Annotated in this window: 21 protein-coding genes; 3 read left to right on the top strand and 18 right to left on the bottom strand. The window is 71.3% G+C overall.

Annotation, left to right across the window (positions count from 1 at the left end):
* Positions 1-35: 35 nt before the first annotated feature.
* Positions 36-434, top strand: a complete 399-nt coding sequence (locus ACFQGU_RS07425; protein ID WP_386765244.1) for a universal stress protein — start codon at positions 36-38, stop codon at positions 432-434.
* A 12-nt stretch (positions 435-446) separates the two neighbouring features.
* Here ACFQGU_RS07425 and ACFQGU_RS07420 read toward each other — a convergent pair whose 3' ends face one another.
* From ACFQGU_RS07420 to ACFQGU_RS07410, 3 genes are read right to left on the bottom strand one after another with little or no spacing between them, the layout of a single operon-like run.
* Positions 447-1,076 carry a histidine phosphatase family protein gene (locus tag ACFQGU_RS07420; RefSeq protein ID WP_386765243.1) on the bottom strand — a complete coding sequence of 210 codons (630 nt, stop codon included), beginning with the start codon at positions 1,074-1,076 and terminating at the stop codon, positions 447-449.
* Between the two features lie 12 nt (positions 1,077-1,088).
* On the bottom strand, positions 1,089-3,080 hold the full coding sequence (locus ACFQGU_RS07415; RefSeq protein ID WP_386765241.1) for a protein meaA: 1,992 nt from the start codon (positions 3,078-3,080) through the stop codon (positions 1,089-1,091).
* Between the two features lie 10 nt (positions 3,081-3,090).
* Positions 3,091-3,942 (bottom strand): 3-hydroxyacyl-CoA dehydrogenase family protein, encoded by an 852-nt coding sequence (locus ACFQGU_RS07410; RefSeq protein WP_386765239.1) that lies wholly within the window; start codon positions 3,940-3,942, stop codon positions 3,091-3,093.
* A gap of 107 nt (positions 3,943-4,049) precedes the next feature.
* Here ACFQGU_RS07410 and ACFQGU_RS07405 point away from each other — a divergent pair, with 107 nt between their 5' ends.
* Positions 4,050-4,370 carry a hypothetical protein gene (locus ACFQGU_RS07405; RefSeq protein WP_386765237.1) on the top strand — a complete coding sequence of 107 codons (321 nt, stop codon included), beginning with the start codon at positions 4,050-4,052 and terminating at the stop codon, positions 4,368-4,370.
* A gap of 6 nt (positions 4,371-4,376) precedes the next feature.
* Here the strand turns inward: ACFQGU_RS07405 and murA are convergent, their stop codons facing one another.
* Positions 4,377-5,735 carry a UDP-N-acetylglucosamine 1-carboxyvinyltransferase gene (gene murA / locus ACFQGU_RS07400; protein ID WP_386768191.1) on the bottom strand — a complete coding sequence of 453 codons (1,359 nt, stop codon included), beginning with the start codon at positions 5,733-5,735 and terminating at the stop codon, positions 4,377-4,379.
* Positions 5,736-5,746: 11 nt separating this feature from the next.
* On the opposite strand from murA, the gene ACFQGU_RS07395 reads away from it, so the two are divergent.
* Complete coding sequence (locus tag ACFQGU_RS07395) at positions 5,747-6,322, top strand: cob(I)yrinic acid a,c-diamide adenosyltransferase (RefSeq protein WP_386765235.1); 576 nt, start codon at positions 5,747-5,749, stop codon at positions 6,320-6,322.
* A 221-nt stretch (positions 6,323-6,543) separates the two neighbouring features.
* Here the strand turns inward: ACFQGU_RS07395 and ACFQGU_RS07390 are convergent, their stop codons facing one another.
* From ACFQGU_RS07390 to prmC, 14 genes are all read right to left on the bottom strand, one after another.
* Positions 6,544-6,960 carry a F0F1 ATP synthase subunit epsilon gene (locus tag ACFQGU_RS07390; protein ID WP_386765233.1) on the bottom strand — a complete coding sequence of 139 codons (417 nt, stop codon included), beginning with the start codon at positions 6,958-6,960 and terminating at the stop codon, positions 6,544-6,546.
* Between the two features lie 2 nt (positions 6,961-6,962).
* A complete protein-coding gene (gene atpD / locus ACFQGU_RS07385; protein WP_386765232.1) occupies positions 6,963-8,399 on the bottom strand; it encodes a F0F1 ATP synthase subunit beta in 1,437 nt (478 codons plus the stop codon).
* A 15-nt stretch (positions 8,400-8,414) separates the two neighbouring features.
* On the bottom strand, positions 8,415-9,326 hold the full coding sequence (locus ACFQGU_RS07380) for a F0F1 ATP synthase subunit gamma (RefSeq protein ID WP_386765230.1): 912 nt from the start codon (positions 9,324-9,326) through the stop codon (positions 8,415-8,417).
* A 12-nt stretch (positions 9,327-9,338) separates the two neighbouring features.
* Positions 9,339-10,973: a F0F1 ATP synthase subunit alpha gene (gene atpA / locus ACFQGU_RS07375; RefSeq protein ID WP_386765228.1), complete on the bottom strand. Its 1,635-nt coding sequence runs from the start codon at positions 10,971-10,973 to the stop codon at positions 9,339-9,341.
* Between the two features lie 80 nt (positions 10,974-11,053).
* Positions 11,054-11,863: a F0F1 ATP synthase subunit delta gene (locus tag ACFQGU_RS07370; protein WP_386765226.1), complete on the bottom strand. Its 810-nt coding sequence runs from the start codon at positions 11,861-11,863 to the stop codon at positions 11,054-11,056.
* Positions 11,863-12,405, bottom strand: a complete 543-nt coding sequence (locus ACFQGU_RS07365) for a F0F1 ATP synthase subunit B (RefSeq protein ID WP_386765224.1) — start codon at positions 12,403-12,405, stop codon at positions 11,863-11,865. Before ACFQGU_RS07365 ends, ACFQGU_RS07370 begins: the two co-directional genes overlap by 1 nt.
* Positions 12,406-12,451: 46 nt before the next feature.
* Complete coding sequence (gene atpE / locus ACFQGU_RS07360) at positions 12,452-12,682, bottom strand: ATP synthase F0 subunit C (RefSeq protein WP_386765222.1); 231 nt, start codon at positions 12,680-12,682, stop codon at positions 12,452-12,454.
* A gap of 96 nt (positions 12,683-12,778) precedes the next feature.
* Positions 12,779-13,630, bottom strand: a complete 852-nt coding sequence (gene atpB, locus ACFQGU_RS07355) for a F0F1 ATP synthase subunit A (RefSeq protein WP_386765220.1) — start codon at positions 13,628-13,630, stop codon at positions 12,779-12,781.
* A 69-nt stretch (positions 13,631-13,699) separates the two neighbouring features.
* A complete protein-coding gene (locus ACFQGU_RS07350) occupies positions 13,700-14,053 on the bottom strand; it encodes a hypothetical protein (RefSeq protein WP_386765218.1) in 354 nt (117 codons plus the stop codon).
* The gene (locus tag ACFQGU_RS07345) at positions 14,050-14,526 is read right to left on the bottom strand and encodes a hypothetical protein (RefSeq protein WP_386765216.1); all 477 of its coding nucleotides are present in this window, start codon (positions 14,524-14,526) and stop codon (positions 14,050-14,052) included. Before ACFQGU_RS07345 ends, ACFQGU_RS07350 begins: the two co-directional genes overlap by 4 nt.
* Before the next feature lie 68 nt (positions 14,527-14,594).
* Positions 14,595-15,692 (bottom strand): glycosyltransferase family 4 protein, encoded by a 1,098-nt coding sequence (locus ACFQGU_RS07340; protein WP_386765215.1) that lies wholly within the window; start codon positions 15,690-15,692, stop codon positions 14,595-14,597.
* 15 nt (positions 15,693-15,707) lie between these two features.
* Positions 15,708-16,973 carry a serine hydroxymethyltransferase gene (locus ACFQGU_RS07335; protein ID WP_386765213.1) on the bottom strand — a complete coding sequence of 422 codons (1,266 nt, stop codon included), beginning with the start codon at positions 16,971-16,973 and terminating at the stop codon, positions 15,708-15,710.
* An 11-nt stretch (positions 16,974-16,984) separates the two neighbouring features.
* The gene (locus ACFQGU_RS07330; RefSeq protein WP_386765211.1) at positions 16,985-17,629 is read right to left on the bottom strand and encodes an L-threonylcarbamoyladenylate synthase; all 645 of its coding nucleotides are present in this window, start codon (positions 17,627-17,629) and stop codon (positions 16,985-16,987) included.
* 15 nt (positions 17,630-17,644) lie between these two features.
* Entirely contained in the window at positions 17,645-18,541 is an 897-nt protein-coding gene (gene prmC / locus ACFQGU_RS07325; RefSeq protein ID WP_386765209.1) for a peptide chain release factor N(5)-glutamine methyltransferase, read from the bottom strand.
* Positions 18,542-18,544: the final 3 nt, after the last annotated feature.

The following is an 18,544-nucleotide window of genomic DNA, read 5'->3' as shown; positions in this document are numbered from 1 at the left end:
GCTTCAGGCTCACCGAACGGCCCCTCGGAGGAACCGTGACCGTCCTGCTCGCCTACGTCCGCACCCCCGAGGGCGACGCCGCCCTGACCGTCGCCGTGCAGGAGACCCAGCTGCGGGCCACGGACGCCGTCGTCCTCAACGTGACCCGACCGCAGGCCGACATCGACTCGCCGTTCTCGGCCGAGCAGACCCTGGACGCCGTCGCCGAGCGCTTCGCCGCCCTCGGGCTGAACGCCGAGATCTGGCAGGTCCCGCCCACGGGGGACGTCGCGCAGGCGATCCTGGACGCGGTGGACAAGGCCGGGGCCGAGCTCCTCGTCATCGGGCTGCGTCGGCGTTCGGCGGTCGGCAAGTTCGTCATGGGCAGCACGTCGCAGCGCATCCTGCTCGGTGCCGACTGCCCTGTCGTCGCCGTCAAGGCCGCCGAGGACTGACGCGGCGCCGGTTCAGGCGCGCAGGGGCGGGCGCTCGCCGGCCCAGGAGGCGCAGAGCCAGGCGCCATCCTCGCGCTCGAGCTCGACGACGTCGCAGTTCTTGAGCAGGTGCGTCGCGACGAAGGCCGCGTCGAGATCGCACAGCGAGATGACGCCCACGGCCATCGCGCCGCCGTGCGAGACGACGACGGACCTCTCGCCGACGTGCCTGTCGGCCACGAGGTCGAGCGCGTCCCGCATGCGGGCGGCGATCTCCAGCCCGGTCTCGCCGCCCTCGAACCCGCCCGAGAGGTCGTTGTCGCGCCACCAGGCGCCGAACACCTGCTCGGCCACCGGGCCGACGGTGTCGTCGTGCACGCCTTCGTGGATGCCGACGTGCAGCTCCTCCACGCCCTCGAGCTCGTCGTGCTGCAGCCCGAGCACCGCGGCGATCTCGGCGGCGGTCTCCTGGGCGCGCACGAGCGGCGAGCCGTAGACGGCGACGACGTCGCGCCCCACGAAGGTCGAGGCCACTGCACGCGCCTGCTCGTGCCCGACCTCGGTCAGCGGGAAGCCGCCGCGAGCACTGGTCCACACGCGGGCGACGTTGCCCTCGCTCTGGCCGTGTCGGACGAGCAGGATGCGGGAGGTCTCAGCAGGCACGGGGCCAGCCTGTCACGCCGGCTGGAGCAGCCGCGGCAGACCCTTCGCAGCACGGACCTCGTCGAGCACCTGGGCCATGATCGTGGTCGCGTCGTAGTCCTTCGGCGTGAAGACCGCGGCCACGCCCCACTCGAGCAGCGTGCGCTCGTCGGCCTCGGGGATGATCCCTCCGACCACGACCGGCACGTCCGTCAGGCCGGCCTCGCGCAGGCCGTCGAGCACCATCGGCACGAGCTCGAGGTGCGACCCCGACAGGATCGAGAGGCCGACGACGTCGACGTCCTCCTCCACGGCGGCCGCGACGATCTGGGCCGGCGTGAGCCGGATGCCCTGGTAGACCACCTCGAAGCCGGCGTCGCGCGCGCGGACGGCGATCTGCTCGGCACCGTTGCTGTGGCCGTCGAGCCCGGGCTTGCCGACCAGCATCCGCAGGTGCGCACCGAGCTCGTCGCCGGTGGCCGCCACGGCGCTGCGGACGGTCTCGAGCTCGCCCGTGAGCGGCCCGACGCCGACGACGCCGCTCACGCCGGTGGGCGCTCGGTACTCGCCGAACTCCTCGCGCAGGGCCCACGACCACTCCCCCGTCGTCACGCCGGCGCGGGCGCAGGCCAGCGTGGCGGGCACGAGGTTGTCGGTCGTGCGGGCCACGCGGCGCAGCTCGGCCAGCGCGGCCGTGACCGCAGCGTCGTCGCGCGAGGCACGCCAGGCGGCGATGCGCTCGACCGCGGCGGCCTCGACGGCAGGATCGACGTACTGGATCGCGGTCTCGAGGTTCTCCGTCAGCGGGCTGGGCTCGGTGGTGGTGAACATGTTGACGCCGACGACGACGTCCTCCCCGCTCTCGACCTTGCCGCGCCGCGCGGCGTGCGAGGCGACGAGCTGGCCCTTCATGTAGCCCGACTCGACGGCCGCAACCGCGCCGCCCATCTCCTGCACGCGGTCGATCTCGGCCTTGGCCTTCGCGACGAGATCGGCCACCTTCTGCTCGACGACGACGGACCCGGTGAAGAGGTCGTCGTACTCGAGGAGGTCGCTCTCGTACGCCAGCACCTGCTGGATGCGCAGCGACCACTGCTGGTCCCACGGTCGCGGCAGGCCGAGGGCCTCGTTCCACGCGGGCAGCTGCACCGCGCGGGCGCGGGCGTCCTTCGACAGCGTGACCGCCAGCATCTCGAGCACGATGCGCTGCACGTTGTTCTCGGGCTGCGCCTCGGTGAGCCCGAGGGAGTTGACCTGCACGCCGTAGCGGAAGCGGCGCTGCTTGGCGTCGGTGATGCCGTAGCGCTCGCGGGTGAGCTCGTCCCAGAGCTGGACGAAGGCGCGCATCTTGCACATCTCCTCGACGAACCGCACGCCGGCGTTCACGAAGAACGAGATGCGGGCGACGACCTCCCCGAAGCGCTCGGCCGGCACCTGGCCGGAGTCACGGACGGCGTCGAGCACGGCGATGGCCGTGCACATCGCGTAGGCGATCTCCTGCTCGGGCGTCGCTCCGGCCTCCTGCAGGTGGTAGCTGCAGATGTTGGTCGGGTTCCACTTCGGGACGTCGGTGACGGTCCACGCGATCATGTCGGTGATCAGCCGCAGCGACGGCCCGGGCGGGAAGACGTACGTGCCCCGCGACAGGTACTCCTTGATGATGTCGTTCTGGGTCGTGCCCGACAGCGCCGAGAACGGCGCGCCCTGCTCCTCGGCCACGGTCGCGTAGAGCGCCAGCAGCCACATCGCCGTGGCGTTGATGGTCATCGAGGTGTTCATCGTGTCGAGCGGGATGCCGTCGAACAGCGCCCGCATGTCGCCGATGTGCGACACCGGGACGCCGACCTTGCCGACCTCGCCGCGCGCGAGGAGGTCGTCGGGGTCGTAGCCGGTTTGGGTGGGCAGGTCGAACGCCACCGAGAGGCCGGTCTGGCCCTTCTCGAGGTTGCGCCGATAGAGCGCGTTCGACTCCGACGCCGAGCTGTGCCCGGCGTACGTCCGCATCAACCACGGCTTGTCGCGCATCGTCGTCCTCCTAGCCGTGCGGGTAGAAGCCGCGGCCGGTCTTGCGGCCGAGGTCGCCCGCGGCGACCATGCGGCGCAGCAGCTCGGGCGCTGCGAACTTCTCGTCCTGGGTGTCGAGGTACACGTTCGTCGCGGCGTTCAGCATGATGTCGACGCCGGTGAGGTCGATCGTCTCGAGCGGGCCCATCGCGTGGCCGAAGCCGAGGCGGCACGCGGTGTCGATGTCCTCCGCGCTCGCCACCCCGCTCTCGAGCAGGGCGACGGCCTCCATGGCGAGCGCGCTGATGAGACGGGTGGTGACGAAGCCGGCCACGTCGCGGTTGACCACGATGCAGGTCTTGCCCACGCCCTCGGCGAACTCCCGCGCGACGGCGAGCGCCTCGTCCGAGGTCTTGTAGCCGCGGACGAGCTCGCAGAGCCTCATCATCGGCACGGGCGAGAAGAAGTGGGTGCCGACGACGCGCTCGGGGCGCGAGGTGGCGGCGGCGATCGAGGTGATCGGGATGGCCGAGGTGTTCGATGCGAGCGTGGTGCCGTCGCCGCAGATCCGGTCGAGCTCGGCGAAGAGCTCGGCCTTGACCTCGAGCTTCTCGAACACCGCCTCGACCACGAGGTCGGCCGGTGCCACGGCCTCGAGGTCGGTGGTGGGCGTGATGCGCGCGAGCGCGGCGTCGCGGTCGTCGGCCGTCATGCGGCCCTTGTCGACGAACCGGTCGTACGACGTGCGGATCGCGCCGAGCCCGCGCTCGAGCGCCTCGGGCGTGACATCGCGGAGGATCACGTCGTACCCGGCCTGCGCCGCGACCTGGGCGATGCCGCCGCCCATGAGGCCCGCACCGATGACGGCGACCTGCTGAACCATGTCCGTTCCTCCGGTTATCGCCCGCTCACTGACTCCCCCACAGTAGGGCCCCGGTGTACCGGGGCGCCGCGGTGGCCAGGGGAGGCCGGAGGGCGCACCATGGGCCGGTGAACGGCACCAGCGCGTCCTTCCTCGTGGGTCCGCTGATCGCGTTCGCGGGCGTCGGGGTCCTCGTGCTGCTCCTGCGCTGGACCTTCCGCACCGGTGTCTCGGTCGTGGCCAGGAAGCCCAAGCCGGGCGCCGACGACGAGTACGGGCTCCTCGTGCCCGTAGCCAGCCCCGGCACGTACGTCGAGGGCGAGATCATGCGCCGCACGCTGGAGGACGCCGGTGTCCGCGCGACGCTCACCCAGACGCTGTCCGGCCCGCGCGTGATGGTGTTCCCCGACGACGAGGACCGGGCGCGCGCCCTGATCGAGCGCCTCTAGGGCGCGTCAGACGTCGACGCGCGAGACGTCGGCGCCGAGGCGCACGAGGTCGTCGATGAAGCCGTCGTACCCGCGGTCGACGTGGTGCGGCTCGTACACGGTGGTGCAGCCCTCGGCCACGAGGCCCGCGAGCACGAGACCAGCACCCGCGCGGATGTCGGCCGCCTCGACGGGCGCGCCCGAGAGGCTCTGGCGGCCGCGCACCATCGCGTGGTGCCCGTCGGTGCGGACGTCGGCGCCGAGGCGGACCATCTCGTTGACGAAGCGGAACCGCGCCTCGAAGAGGTTCTCGGTCACCATCGCCGAGCCGTGCGCGATCGAGTTGAGCGCGATGAACTGCGGCTGCAGGTCGGTCGGGAAGCCCGGGTAGGGCAGCGTGACGACGTCGACCGCGCGCGGCCGGTCGTGGCACGCGACCCGGAAGCCGTCCGGCACCTCGTCGACGATGGCGCCCGCGCGGACGAGCTTGTCGAGGGCGATCTCGAGATGAGCCGCGACGGCGTTGTGGATCGTGATGTCGCCGCGCGTCATGACCGCACCGACAGCCCAGGTGCCGACCACGAGGCGGTCGGGCACGGTGGTGTGCTCGGTGGGCGACAGCGCCTCGACGCCCTCGATCACGAGGGTCGACGTACCGACCCCCTCGATCTGGCCGCCCATCTTCTGCAGCATCGTGCAGATGTCGACGATCTCGGGCTCGCGAGCGGCGTTGTCGATCACGGTCGTGCCCTTGGCGAGCACCGAGGCCATGAGCAGGTTCTCGGTGGCGCCCACGCTCGGGAAGTCGAGCCAGACCGTCGCGCCGTGCAGGCGCTCGTCGCGGGTGGCGATGAGGAAGCCGTGCTCGCTGCGCACGGTGGCGCCGAGCCGCTCGAGGCCGGCGATGTGCATGTCGAGGCCGCGGCTGCCGATGTTGTCGCCGCCCGGGAGGGCGACGTCGGCCTCGCCGCAGCGGGCGAGCAGCGGGCCGAGCACGTTGATCGACGCGCGGAGCTTGCGGACGAGGTCGTAGTCGGCCTTGTGGTGCGGCACCTCGGGCACGGTGATGCTGACCGAGCGGGTGGCCCGGTCGCGGACGACGTCGCAGCCGAGGCGGCGCAGCAGCTCGGCCATGTACTCGACGTCGAGGATGTCCGGCACCTCGTGCAGCACGCTGGTGCCCTCGGCCAGCAGCGAGGCCGCCATCAGCTTGAGCACGCTGTTCTTGGCCCCGGTGACCCGCACCTCGCCGGCCAGCCGGGCCCCACCCACGATCCGGAAGGCCTCCACGGCCCCGAGGATAGGCCGTCCGGCGGCCCATCGGTTACCAGCCGGTACGCGATCAGCCGCCCACGCTGCGGGAGGCCGTCCCGAACCCGCACGGATAGGCTCGCGACATGGTCAACCTCACCCGCATCTACACACGCACCGGCGACCACGGAACCACGGCCCTCGGCGACCTGTCCCGGGTGAGCAAGAACGACGCGCGCCTCCTGGCGTACGCCGACACCGACGAGGCCAACTCCTCGATCGGCGTGGCGATCGCCCTGGGAAGCCTCTCCGACGACGTCGTGGCTCTCCTGACGCGCATCCAGAACGACCTCTTCGACGTCGGCGCCGACCTGTGCACCCCGATCGTGCCGGCCCCCGAGTACCCCCCGCTGCGCGTGCTCCCCGACTACGTCGAGCGCCTCGAGGCGGCCTGCGACGAGTACAACGAGCAGCTCGAGGCCCTGCGCTCGTTCATCCTGCCGGGCGGCACGCCGGGATCGGCCCTGCTGCACGTCTCCCGCACCGTCGTGCGCCGCGCCGAGCGGCAGGCCTGGGCCGCGCTCGAGGTGCACGGCGCCACCATGAACGAGCTGACGGCGACGTACCTGAACCGCCTCTCCGACCTGCTGTTCATCCTCGCGCGCCACGCGAACCTGTCCGCGGGCGGCGACGTGCTCTGGAAGCCGGGCGGCGAGCGCTAGACCAGCGCCTCGCCACCCGTCGCAGCCAGGGCGGCCGCGACCTGGCGCAGCACGTCGTCCCACTCGTGCTCGACCCCGGCGGGATGCAGTCGCTCCAGTCCGACAGGGCCGGCGGAGGAACCCGGCCCAGAAGGACGCCGGAGCCCCCTTCACGGCGGCAACAGCAGAACGGCCGGCCCCCTGCGGGACCGGCCGTTCTGACGTGCTGTGCGTGCTGGATGTCAGCGGCCGCCGGCCGCGTGCTCCTTGTGCTGCTCGGCGAGGGCGACCTTCAGGCGCACCTCGGCGCGCTCGATGGCTGCCATCTCGTCGGCGGTGTCGGCCCCGGCCGCCTTGGCCCGCTCGAGAGCGAGCCGCGCACGGTCGACGTCGATCTCGCCCGACAGCTCGGCGCTCTCGGCGAGGATCGAGACGTTGTCCGAGTCGACCGAGAAGAACCCGCCGTGCACCGCGGCCGAGATGACGTTGCCCTCGGTCGTGGTGATGCGGACCGGGCTGTTCGCCAGCAGCGCGAGCACGGGCTCGTGCCGGGGCAGGATGCCGATCTCGCCCTCGAGGGTCTTGGCGACCACCATCGTCGCCGTCCCCGACCAGATCTTGCGGTCGACCGCGACGAGGCTGACGTTGAGCTCTGCCATGGTCAGCCTGCCAGCTTCGCGGCGTTCTTCTCGACGTCCTCGATACCGCCGCAGAGGAAGAACGCCTGCTCGGGCAGGTGGTCGTACTCGCCCTCGCAGAGGAGCCGGAACGACTCGATGGTCTCCTCGACCGGCACGAACGAGCCGGGCTGGCCGGTGAACTGCTCGGCCACGAAGAGGTTCTGCGACAGGAAGCGCTGGATGCGACGGGCACGGCCGACGAGGATCTTGTCCTCCTCGGAGAGCTCGTCGATACCGAGGATCGCGATGATGTCCTGGAGGTCCTTGTAGCGCTGCAGGATCTCCTTGACGCGGGCCGCGACGCGGTAGTGCTCCTCGCCGATGTAGCGCGGGTCGAGGATGCGCGAGGTCGAGTCGAGCGGGTCCACGGCCGGGTAGATGCCGAGCTCGGAGATCGGGCGCGACAGGGTCGTCGTGGCGTCGAGGTGCGCGAACGTGGTGGCCGGGGCCGGGTCGGTCAGGTCGTCCGCTGGGACGTAGATCGCCTGCAGCGAGGTGATCGAGTGACCGCGCGTCGAGGTGATGCGCTCCTGGAGCTGGCCCATCTCGTCGGCGAGCGTGGGCTGGTAGCCCACCGCGGACGGCATGCGGCCGAGGAGCGTGGAGACCTCGGAGCCCGCCTGGGTGAAGCGGAAGATGTTGTCGATGAACAGCAGCACGTCCTGCTTCTGCACGTCGCGGAAGTACTCCGCCATCGTGAGGGCGGACAGGGCGACGCGAAGACGCGTGCCCGGCGGCTCGTCCATCTGGCCGAAGACCAGCGCGGTCTTGTTGATGACGCCGGACTCGGTCATCTCACCGAAGAGGTCGTTGCCCTCACGGGTGCGCTCGCCGACGCCGGCGAAGACCGACACACCACCGAACTGCTCGGCAACGCGGTTGATCATCTCCTGGATGAGGACCGTCTTGCCGACGCCCGCACCGCCGAAGAGGCCGATCTTGCCGCCCTTGACGTAGGGGGTGAGCAGGTCGATGACCTTGATGCCGGTCCAGAAGACCTCGGTCTTGGACTCGAGCTGGTCGAAGCTCGGGGCCTGTGCGTGGATGCCCCGGCGCTCGGTGATGTTGAGCGAGGACTCCTCGACGTCGAGCGGCTTGCCGAGGGTGTTCCACACGTGGCCGAGGGTCACGTCGCCGACGGGGACGGTGATCGCGTCACCGGTGTCGGTGACGTCGGCGCCGCGGACGAGGCCGTCGGTGGGCTGCATGGAGATCGCGCGCACCATGTTGTCGCCGATGTGCTGGGCGACCTCGAGGGTGAGCGTGCGGCCGGGCTGGCCCTCGCCGAAGCTCACCTCCACGTGCAGGGCGTTGTAGAGCTCGGGCATCGCCTCGACGGGGAACTCCACGTCGACGACCGGCCCGGTGACCCGGGCCACGCGACCGATGCCGGTCGTGGTCTCAGTCGTTGCAGTCATGGTTGTCCTCGACTCCTATGCCGATGCCGACAGCGCGTCGGCGCCGCCGACGATCTCGCTGATCTCTTGGGTGATCTCTGCCTGGCGCGCCTGGTTCGCCTGGCGGCTGAGGGTCTTGATGAGCTCCTCAGCGTTGTCGGTCGCGGCCTTCATGGCGCGACGACGGGCAGCATGCTCGGACGCGGCGCCGAGGAGCAGCGCCGAGAACACGACGTTCTCGATGTACTTCGGGAGCAGCGAGTCGAGGACCGCAGCACCGCTGGGCTCGAACTCGTACAGCGGGAAGGGCCCCTGCCCTGCAGCTGCCGCCTCCGCCGCCGTCTGCTCGATGACCTCGAGCGGCAGTGCCCGCCGTACCCGCACGGTCTGGGTGACCATGTTCTCGAAGTGCGTGTAGACGATGTGGATCTCGTCGACGCCGCCCTCCTCGGTCGGGGTGAGGAAGGCCTGCAGCAGCGCCTCGGCGATCTCCTTGGCGTGGCCGTAGTCCGGCTGGTCGCTGAACCCCGTCCACGACGCGGCGACCTCGCGGCCGCGGAAGCGGTAGTAGCCCACCGCCTTGCGCCCGACCAGGAACGGCACCGAGGTGACGCCCTGCTCGCGCAGGAGGCTGGTGAGCTGCTCGCCCTCCTTGATCGTCGCCGAGCTGTAGGCGCCGGCGAGACCGCGGTCGGAGGTGATGATGAGCACCGCGGCACGCTCGCGCAGCCGCTGCTCGGTCTGGGTCAGCGGGTGGCCGCCGCCCGTGTGCGAGGCCGCCGCGGAGATCGCCCGGATCAGCTCGCGGGTGTACGGCAGTGCCGCCTCCACCCGCTGCTGCGCCTTGACGATGCGCGACGAGGCGATGAGCTCCATCGCCTTGGTGATCTTCTTCGTCGACTGGACCGTCTTGATCCGTCGGCGATAGATCCTCTGCTGTGCACCCATGGGGGCCTGACCTCAGCCCTTGACCTTGGTGATCGTCAGGTTCTCGACCTCTGCTGCGTCGAGGGCCTCGGCGACCGGCTCGTTCACGACGAGCGGCTTGCCCGCCGAGGTCGTGAACTGCTGCTTGAACGACGTGACGGCGTTCTCGAGCAGGGTCACCGAGTCGTCGCTGAGGTCCGTGGTCTCACGGATCGAGGCGAGGACCGCGGAGTGGTCGCGCTTCAGGTAGTCGATGAACTCGCGCTCGAAGCGACGGATGTCCTCGAGCGGGACGTCGTCGAGCTTGCCCGTCGTACCGGACCACACCGAGACGACCTCCTCCTCCATCGGGAAGGGGGCGTACTGCGGCTGCTTGAGCAGCTCGACGAGGCGCGAGCCACGGGCCAGCTGGGCCTTGGACGCGGCGTCGAGGTCCGAGCCGAAAGCCGAGAACGCCTCGAGCTCGCGGAACTGCGCCAGGTCGAGGCGCAGGCGGCCGGCGACCTTCTTCATGGCCTTGGGCTGGGCCGAGCCGCCGACGCGGGAGACCGAGATGCCGACGTTGATCGCCGGGCGGACGCCCGAGTTGAACAGGTCGGACTCGAGGAAGCACTGGCCGTCGGTGATCGAGATGACGTTGGTCGGGATGTACGCCGACACGTCGTTGGCCTTGGTCTCGATGATCGGCAGGCCGGTCATCGAGCCGGCACCGAGCTCGTCCGAGAGCTTGGCGCAGCGCTCGAGGAGCCGCGAGTGCAGGTAGAAGACGTCACCGGGGTACGCCTCGCGGCCCGGCGGGCGGCGCAGCAGCAGCGACACGGCGCGGTAGGCCTCGGCCTGCTTGGACAGGTCGTCGAAGATGATGAGGACATGCTGGCCCTGGTACATCCAGTGCTGGCCGATGGCCGAGCCGGTGTACGGCGCGAGGTACTTGAAGCCGGCCGGGTCAGACGCAGGCGACGCGACGATGGTGGTGTACTCCATCGCGCCGTTCTCCTCGAGCGCACCCTTGACCGCCGCGATGGTCGAGCCCTTCTGGCCGATCGCGACGTAGATGCACTTGACCTGCTTCTTGGGGTCGCCGGACTCCCAGTTCTGCTTCTGGTTGATGATCGTGTCGACGGCCACGGCGGTCTTGCCCGTCTGGCGGTCGCCGATGATCAGCTGGCGCTGGCCGCGGCCGATGGCGGTCATGGCGTCGATGGCCTTGATGCCCGTCTGCATGGGCTCCTTGACCGGCTGGCGCTGGACGACCGTGGGCGCCTGCAGCTCGAGCGGGCGACGGGCCTCCGCGGTGATCGGGCCCTGGCCGTCGATCGGGTTGCCCAGCGGGTCCACGACGCGGCCGAGGAAGCCGTCGCCGACCGGCACCGAGAGGATCTCCCCGGTGCGGCGGACCGACTGGCCCTCCTCGATGCGCGAGCCGTCGCCGAGGAGCACGGTGCCGATCTCGCGGACGTCGAGGTTGAGAGCGAGGCCGAGGAGGCCGTTCTCGAACTCGAGCAGCTCGTTGGTCATGGCCGAGTGCAGACCCTCGACGCGCGCGATGCCGTCACCGGTCTCGACGACGCGGCCGACCTCCTCGCGAGTGGTCCCGGGCGCGTACGACTCGACGTTCCGCGCGATCGCGTCGCGGATGTCCTCCGGTCGGATCGTCAGCTCCGTCATGGTTGCCTGCTCTCTCGTTCCACGCGCCGGGCTCGGCGCCTGCTGTCGGGTGTCTGTGGTCCTGGGGCGTGCTGGGCGTGCTAGGCGGTGACCGCGCGACGGGCCTGCTCGAAGCGGCTCGCCACGCTGCCGTCGATGACGTCGTCGCCCACCCGGACCACGATGCCTCCGACGACCTCGGGGTCGACGATCACGTTGAGCCGCACGTCGCGGCCCTGCAGCGTCGAGAGGGCGGCCGCGAGGCGGCCGACCTGCTCGGGGTTGAGCGGGACAGCGCTGCGCACCTCGGCGAGCAGGCGCTGGCGCTGGTCGGCGGCGAGCGTGGCGAGCGACTCGATCGCGACGGCCGGCTGGCGGCCGCGCAGGTTGGCCGCGGCGTACGACACCAGGGCGGTGGTCGTGGGCGCCGCGGAGGCACCGATGAGGTCGCGCACGAGCGCCGTCTTGTGCTCGGCGGCCAGGGACGGGTCGGTGATCGCCATCTGGAGCTCGGCCGAGCCGTCGACGGCGCGTCCGACGCGGAAGAGCTCCTCCTCCACGCGGTCGAGCGAGCCGTCGGCCTCGGCGACGGTGAACGCCGCCTGCGCCCCGAGCTGCTCGACGGCGTCGACCATGTCGACGTCGTTCGACCAGCGCGCCGACACGACCTCGTCGAGCACGGCGAGCGAGGTGTCGGACACCTTGCCGCCGAACAGGTCGCGCACGATGGCACCGCGGGTGTCGCCCGGCTGGCCGGAGTCCGCCAGCGTCTGGCGCAGCGACTTCTCGTGGCCCAGCAGCCCCGCGACCGCGAGCAGGTCGCTGGCGACCGTGCCGAAGCCGGCCTCGCCGCTGCGGGCGTCGAGCGACGTCCGCAGGGCGGCGAAGGAGTGGCGGGAGGAACCGAGCATCAGGCGTTCGCCCCGTTCGCAGCCTCAGCCTCGAGGTCGGCGATGAACCGGTCGACCGTGGCGCGGGCGCGGGCGTCGTCCTCGAGGGACTCCCCCACGACCTTGCCGGCCAGCGACACGGCCAGGGTTCCGACCTCGCGGCGCAGCGACGCGACCGTGGACGCCCGCTCCGCGGCGATGGCTGCCTCGGCGCGAGCCGTGACGGCAGCTGCCGCCTCGGTGGCCTCGCGACGGGCCTCGTCGATGATGGCCGTCTTGTCCGCCTGCGCCTGGGCCCGGATCTGGGCGGCCTCGGTGCGGGCCTCGGCCAGCTGGGCCTGGTACTGCTCGAGCAGCGCCTGAGCCTGCGCCTCGCGCTCCTCGGAGCGGGCGATGCCGCCTTCGATGGCCGCGCTGCGCTCGTCGAGCGCCTTCTTGATGCCGGGGAACGCGAACTTGTTCAGCGCCCAGAGCACGACGAAGAACGCGAAGAGCCCCAGCACCAGCTCGTCGAGAGGGACGCCGAGGACTTTCGGTGCCTCGGAGGCTGCAAGGAGGTTCACAGGTTCACCCTTCGGATGGTTGGTCGTTCAGCTCGGAGAGCGACGATCAGACGCCGAAGACGAACGGCGCGACGAAACCGATGAGCGCGAGCGCCTCGGTCAGGGCGAAGCCGAGGATCATGTTCTGGCGGATGACGCCGTAGGCCTCGGGCTGGCGGGCGATGGCCTGCACACCCTGACCGAAGATGATGCCGACGCCGATACCTGGGCCGATGGCCGCGAGGCCGTAACCGATCGATCCGAGCGAGCCGGTGACGCCTTCAGCGAGGAGCGACATGTCGTGTTCCTTCGTGTCGGCCGGCGGCGGATCCGCCGGTCATGGAGTGGAGCTGTGGTTCGAGCCTGGGTCGAGCGTGGAGCAGGTGGTGCTGGTCTAGTGCGCGTTCACCGAGTCGCTCAGGTAGACGGCGGCGAGCAGGGTGAAGACGTACGCCTGAAGTGCCTGGATGCCCATCTCGAACCCGGTGAGCGCCACGGTGACCACGGTCGAGGCCGCCGAGCCGAGGAGCCCGATGACGGCGACGCCGCTCGGCTCGGAGAAGAGGTTGACCGGGAAGAGGTACCAGGCGGCGATCGAGAAGGTCGCGAGGAGCATGTGGCCCGCGAACATGTTCGCGAACAGACGGACCGCGTGCGTGAACGGCCGCACGATGAAGTTCGACAGGATCTCGATCGGGATCAGCAGGACGTACATCACCTTGGGCACGTCGCGCGGCATTGTCATGCCCTTGAAGAACGGCAGCAGGCCCTGGCGCTTGACGCCGAGCGGCACCCACGCGAGGTAGACGATCGCGGCGAACGCCACGGGGATGGCGAACTTGCTCGTCACCGGGATCTGGGCGAACGGGATGATGCCCCAGAGGTTGTTCATCCAGATGAAGAAGAAGAACGAGAACAGCAAGGGGACGAAGCGGTCGCCCTCCTTGCCGATCGTGTCGCGGGCGATGCCGTCGCGCACGAAGAAGTAGCCGTACTCGGCGAGGCCCTGCACCCGGCCGGGGACGACCTTGGCCTTGCGGAACGCGAGGACGAAGAAGCCGACGACCACCACGACCGCGAGCCAGAGCAGGATCATCGGCTTCGTGACCGCGAACTCGGTCTGCCCGATCGTGAACTTGGCGATCTCGTCGAAGAAGAAGATCTCCGCGCCCGGCGCGGGGAAGCCGCAACCACCCGTGGAGAGGTGGCACGACTCAGCGGCTGCGGCGATCAGCTCACCGGACACGGGACGACTCCTGGGGGGTGCTGCCGGTCAGGACGGGCATCGGTGCGACGACCTCCGTGCGGGTGCCCGTCATGACGGGTCCTCCCGCGGCGTCTCGGGCTCTCGTCCGAGGGACTCGAGCTTGCGGAACAGCATGAAGAGTGCGAGAGAGACCCCGAGGAGGACCCCTCCAGCGACGAACAGAGGGCGGTTGCCCAGCCACGTCCCCAGGAGCCAGCCCAGGCCGCCGTACAGGAGGATCCCCGCCGCGATGTGGCTGACGACCGACCAGGCGGCATCGTCGGACACGCGGCTTGTGGCCTGCGCATCCGGCTCTGCCGCGGACGCCTTCGTCGCGGCCCGACGGTACCACTGCGCGTCACGGTGCCCCGACGGGGGTACGGGCGCGGCGGAGCGCCTGCGCGAGACCGGCGCGGTGCTCATGACGGCTCCCCCGCCGGCGGGGTGTCGACGACCGGGTCCTTGGACAGCGACGGGTCGACGTAGAGGATCTTGACGCGCTGCGAGGCGATGATGGAGCCGACGATCCAGGCGAGGGTGACGGCCAGGACCGCCATGCCGAAGACGCGGCCGTCGAGCCAGGTGGCGTCGCGCAGCAGGATGATCAGGCCGAACAGGACGAGGACCTGCGTCAGGTACAGCAGGAGCCCCGCCGACAGCGCGAAGTCGGGGTTGCCGTCGAGGATGCGGCCGAGGACGTACTGGCCGATCGCGAAGAACGCGATGGCGACGATGGCTCCGAGAGCCGCACCGAGGGCGCCGTTCGGCCCCTTGAACCACCAGCCGAGCGCCACGGCGGCCACGCCGACCAGGGCCGCAGGGATCGCAGCGGTGCGGAGGGCGACGGCAGACGCCTGAGTGGGGCCGAGGGGTTGTCCGTCGGTGGCGGCGGGCATGTCCGCAGCCTAGATGAACGGACGGTAGCCGCCCAAATGAAAGCGGTACCGGCCAGCGATGATCCGCGTCACGCCCCGCGCCGGGCCTCGCGCATCCTCGGCCACCGGACGGCGACGAAGAGGATCGCGGCCCCGCAGACGAACCAGACCATGGCGACGCCTGCCGGCACGAAGGCCAGCCCGACGGCGGTGAAGGCGAGCAGACCGGTCCAGCCGTACATGAGCAGGACGGCGCGGCGCTGGCTGTGGCCGATCTCGAGCAGACGGTGGTGCAGGTGCTGCTTGTCGGGCGAGAACGGGCTCCGGCCGGCGCGGGTCCGGCGTACGACGGCCAGCAGCATGTCGAGCAGCGGCACGGCCATGACCGCTGCGGGCAGCAGGATCGGGAGCAGCGCGGGCACGAAGGTGGGGCCGGGCACGACGTTGGGGTCGAGCTGGCCGACCAGGGTGATCACCGAGCTCGCCATGAGCAGGCCGATGAGCATCGAGCCGGTGTCGCCCATGAACACCCGGGCCGGGTTGAGGTTGTGGGGCAGGAAGCCCGCGCACATGCCGGCGAGGATCGCCGAGACGAGCGCCGCGATCGTGGCCCGGGTGAAGCCGTACTCGAACGACAGCAGGTAGGAGTACGCGAAGAACGCGAGCGCGCCGATGCCGACGATCCCGGCAGCCAGGCCGTCGAGGCCGTCGACGAAGTTGATCGCGTTCACCGCCACGACCACGACGAGGACGGTGAGCACCACCGAGGTGAGCGGGTCGAGCACGAGCGTGCCGCCGATCGGCAGCCAGACGATCGCGATGCCCTGCAGCGCCATCACCGCGCCGGCGAGCGCCTGACCGGCGAACTTGGTCGGGGCGTCGAGGCCGTACTTGTCGTCGAGCATCCCGAGCACGACCAGGATCGCGGCGGCCGACAGCAGCGCGAGCGGCTCGCTGGACCCTTCGAACACCGATCGCATGAGCGGCAGCTGGCTCGCGACGAGCATCGCGGCCAGGAGGCCGCCCAGCATCCCGAGCCCGCCGAGGCGCGGGGTCGGCTCGTCATGCACGTCCCGGTCGCGCACCTCCGCCATCGCGCCCCACCGCAGCGCGAAGCGCCGCGCGAGCGGGGTGACCAGGTAGGTCACCGCCGCCGCGATGGTGAGGCAGAGGAGGTATTCGCGCACGGGAGGCCAGCGCCCTCAGGAGGCGTACGCCGGCTTGTTCTTGACCAGCTCGTGCACCTCGGCGGCCACGGCGGCCGTCTCGGACCCGTCGGCGTCCTTCACCGCGCGGGAGATGAGCGAGGCGACCACCCTCATGTCGGCCTCGTCGAGCCCCTGAGTGGTGGTGGCGGGCGTGCCCACCCGGATGCCGGACGCGATGCTCGGCGGCTGCGGGTCGTAGGGGATCGCGTTCTTGTTGAGCACGATCCTCGCGGCGCCGGCGCGGGCCTCGGCCTCGGCACCCGTGACGCCGATGCCCTGGAGGTCGAGCAGCGACAGGTGCGTGTCGGTGCCGCCGGTGATCGGGCGCATCCCCTCCTCCGCGAGCGCCGCCGTCAGCGCCTGGGAGTTGGCGATGACCTGCTTCGCGTAGGCCTGGTACTCCGGCGTCGCGCACTCCTTGAGGGCGACGGCCTTGGCGGCCACGGCGTGCATGAGCGGACCGCCCTGCATCATCGGGAACACAGCCTTGTCGAGCGCGGCCGCGTGCTCGGCCTTGCACACGAGCATGCCGCCGCGGGGCCCGCGCAGGACCTTGTGCGTGGTGAACGTGACGACGTCGGCGTACGGCACCGGGCTCGGGATCGCCTTGCCGGCGACGAGACCGATGAAGTGGGCGGCGTCGACGAACAGGATCGCGCCGACCTCGTCGGCCACCTCGCGGAACGCCGCGAAGTCGATGAGGCGCGGGATCGCCGAGCCGCCGCAGATGATCATCTTCGGGCGGTGCTCGCGGGCCAGGCTGCGCATCTGGTCGTAGTCGATGTCCTCGGTCTCCTGGCTGACGCCGTAGTGCACGGCGTTGAACCACTTGCCGGAGAACGAGACCTTCGTGCCGTGGGTCAGATGGCCGCCGTGCGGCAGGCTCATGGCCAGCAGCGTGTCGCCCGGCTGCAGGAACGCTCCGTACACCGCGAGGTTGGCGCTGGCGCCGCTGTGCGGCTGGAGGTTGGCGTGATCGGCGCCGAAGAGCGCCTTCGCCCGCTCGATGCCGAGGGTCTCGGCCTGGTCGACGACCTCGCAGCCGCCGTAGTAGCGGCGGCCGGGGTAGCCCTCGGCGTACTTGTTCGACAGCGTCGAGCCGAGCGCGGCGAGCACCGCGGGCGAGGTGAAGTTCTCGCTGGCGATGAGCTGCAGGCCGTCGTTCAGGCGGTCGCGCTCGGCCAGGAGGATCCGGGCGATCTCGGGGTCGGTGGCCTCGAGCGCGCCGAAGTCGGCGCCGAAGGGCGTGGCAGAGGTCATGGCACGTGAGCCTAGCCGGGAAGGATCTCCGGGCAGACGGTGCGGAGGGTGTCGAGGTCGATGGCGCCGGGCCGCAGGAGCCGGGGCACCTGGCCGGAGACGTCCACGACGGTGCTCGGGACGGCGTCCAGGCTCGGGCCGCCGTCGAGGTAGATGGCCACGAGGTCGCCGAGCTGCTCCCGGGCCTCGGACAGCGAGGCGGCCGGGGCACCGCCTGCGGCGTTCGCGCCGGACACCGCGAGCGGGCCGGTGATGCGGAGCAGCTCGATCGCCACCGGGTGCAGCGGCATCCGGAGCGCGACCGTGCCGGAGGAGTCGCCGAGGTCCCACGCGAGCGTGGGCTGCTGGCGCACGACGAGGGTGAGGCCGCCGGGCCAGAAGCCCTGGACGAGCTCGCGCGCGGCCTTGGTGAGCCCGTAGCCGAGGCCCTCGACCGTGTCGGGGCTGCCGACGAGCACCTGCAGGGGGAGGTCGCGCCCGCGGCCCTTGGCGGCACGGATGGCAGCGACCCCGCGCGGGTTGAAGGCGTCGGTGGCCAGCCCGTAGACCGTGTCGGTCGGCAGGACGACGAGGTCGCCGCGCCGGGCGGCGCTGGCGGCGGCATCCAGACCGCGCGGGCGCGCGGCCGGGTCGGCCATGTCGAACTCGAGGCTCACGCGGCCGATCCTCCCTCAGACCCGGACGGCGGTCGTGGCGCGGTCGCGTCCGCCGAGGTCGACGTGGTCGTCGACGTCGCGGAAGGCACCGTGCTCGCGCAGCACGTGCGGCACTCCGGCCGCTCCCCCGCGCTCGCCCTGCTCGTCGCCGTGCTCGACGACGAGGACGCCTCCGGGGCGCAGCAGCGCGGCCGCGGCGACGGCGAGGCCCCGGACGACGTCGAGGCCGTCCGGTCCGCCGAAGAGCGCGCGCGGCGGGTCGTGCTGCGCCACCTCGGGATCGCGCGGCACCGCGGCGTCCGGGATGTACGGCGGGTTGGTCACGACGACGTCGACGAGGCCGACCAGCGGCGCCAGGGCGCCGAGGTGGGCCACCGTCGCGTCGCCGATATGCAGCTCGAGGGACGAGCCGACCGCGGCGACGGCCGCGGCGTTCTCCTCGACGTTGCGGCGCGCCCACGCGGCGGCCGCCTCGTCGAGCTCGACGGCGTGCACCACGGTGCCGGGCACCTCGGTGGCCACCGCCAGGGCGATGGCGCCCGAGCCGGTGCAGAGGTCGACGGCGACGCGCGAGCCCTCGGTGACATCGCGCAGCATGCGGATGGCGAGCTCGGCCACGCTCTCGGTCTCGGGCCGCGGGACGAACACGCCCCGGCCGACGGCGAGGGTCAGGTGGCGGAACGGGGCCTCGCCCAGCAGGTGCTGGAGCGGCACGCGGGCGACGCGCTTCACGAGCAGCGCCTCGAACCGCAGGACGTCGGAGGGGTCGGCCGGGTCCGACAGGAACATGCGGCCGCGTGGCACGTCGAGCACGTGCGCGAGCAGGAGCTCGGCGTCGACGCGCGGCGACGGGACGTCGGCGATGGCGAGCCGGCGCTCGGCGTCCACGAGGACGTCGCGCAGCGTGCGCACGGG

The sequence above is a fragment of the Longivirga aurantiaca genome (assembly GCF_042660085.1).
Taxonomy (GTDB): domain Bacteria; phylum Actinomycetota; class Actinomycetes; order S36-B12; family CAIYMF01; genus Longivirga; species Longivirga aurantiaca.
The sequence above is the reverse complement of the archived record's forward strand: the minus strand, read 5'-3'. Positions and strand labels throughout refer to the sequence as shown.

Coding starts and splice junctions, on each gene's coding strand:
- atpD (WP_386765232.1), bottom strand. CDS start 8,399: ATGACTGCAACGACTGAGACCACGACCGGCATCGGTCGCGTGGCCCGG.
- ACFQGU_RS07390 (WP_386765233.1), bottom strand. CDS start 6,960: ATGGCAGAGCTCAACGTCAGCCTCGTCGCGGTCGACCGCAAGATCTGG.
- ACFQGU_RS07415 (WP_386765241.1), bottom strand. CDS start 3,080: ATGCGCGACAAGCCGTGGTTGATGCGGACGTACGCCGGGCACAGCTCG.
- ACFQGU_RS07395 (WP_386765235.1), top strand. CDS start 5,747: ATGGTCAACCTCACCCGCATCTACACACGCACCGGCGACCACGGAACC.
- ACFQGU_RS07370 (WP_386765226.1), bottom strand. CDS start 11,863: ATGCTCGGTTCCTCCCGCCACTCCTTCGCCGCCCTGCGGACGTCGCTC.
- atpE (WP_386765222.1), bottom strand. CDS start 12,682: ATGTCGCTCCTCGCTGAAGGCGTCACCGGCTCGCTCGGATCGATCGGT.
- ACFQGU_RS07345 (WP_386765216.1), bottom strand. CDS start 14,526: ATGCCCGCCGCCACCGACGGACAACCCCTCGGCCCCACTCAGGCGTCT.
- atpA (WP_386765228.1), bottom strand. CDS start 10,973: ATGACGGAGCTGACGATCCGACCGGAGGACATCCGCGACGCGATCGCG.
- ACFQGU_RS07380 (WP_386765230.1), bottom strand. CDS start 9,326: ATGGGTGCACAGCAGAGGATCTATCGCCGACGGATCAAGACGGTCCAG.
- ACFQGU_RS07350 (WP_386765218.1), bottom strand. CDS start 14,053: ATGAGCACCGCGCCGGTCTCGCGCAGGCGCTCCGCCGCGCCCGTACCC.
- ACFQGU_RS07410 (WP_386765239.1), bottom strand. CDS start 3,942: ATGGTTCAGCAGGTCGCCGTCATCGGTGCGGGCCTCATGGGCGGCGGC.
- ACFQGU_RS07335 (WP_386765213.1), bottom strand. CDS start 16,973: ATGACCTCTGCCACGCCCTTCGGCGCCGACTTCGGCGCGCTCGAGGCC.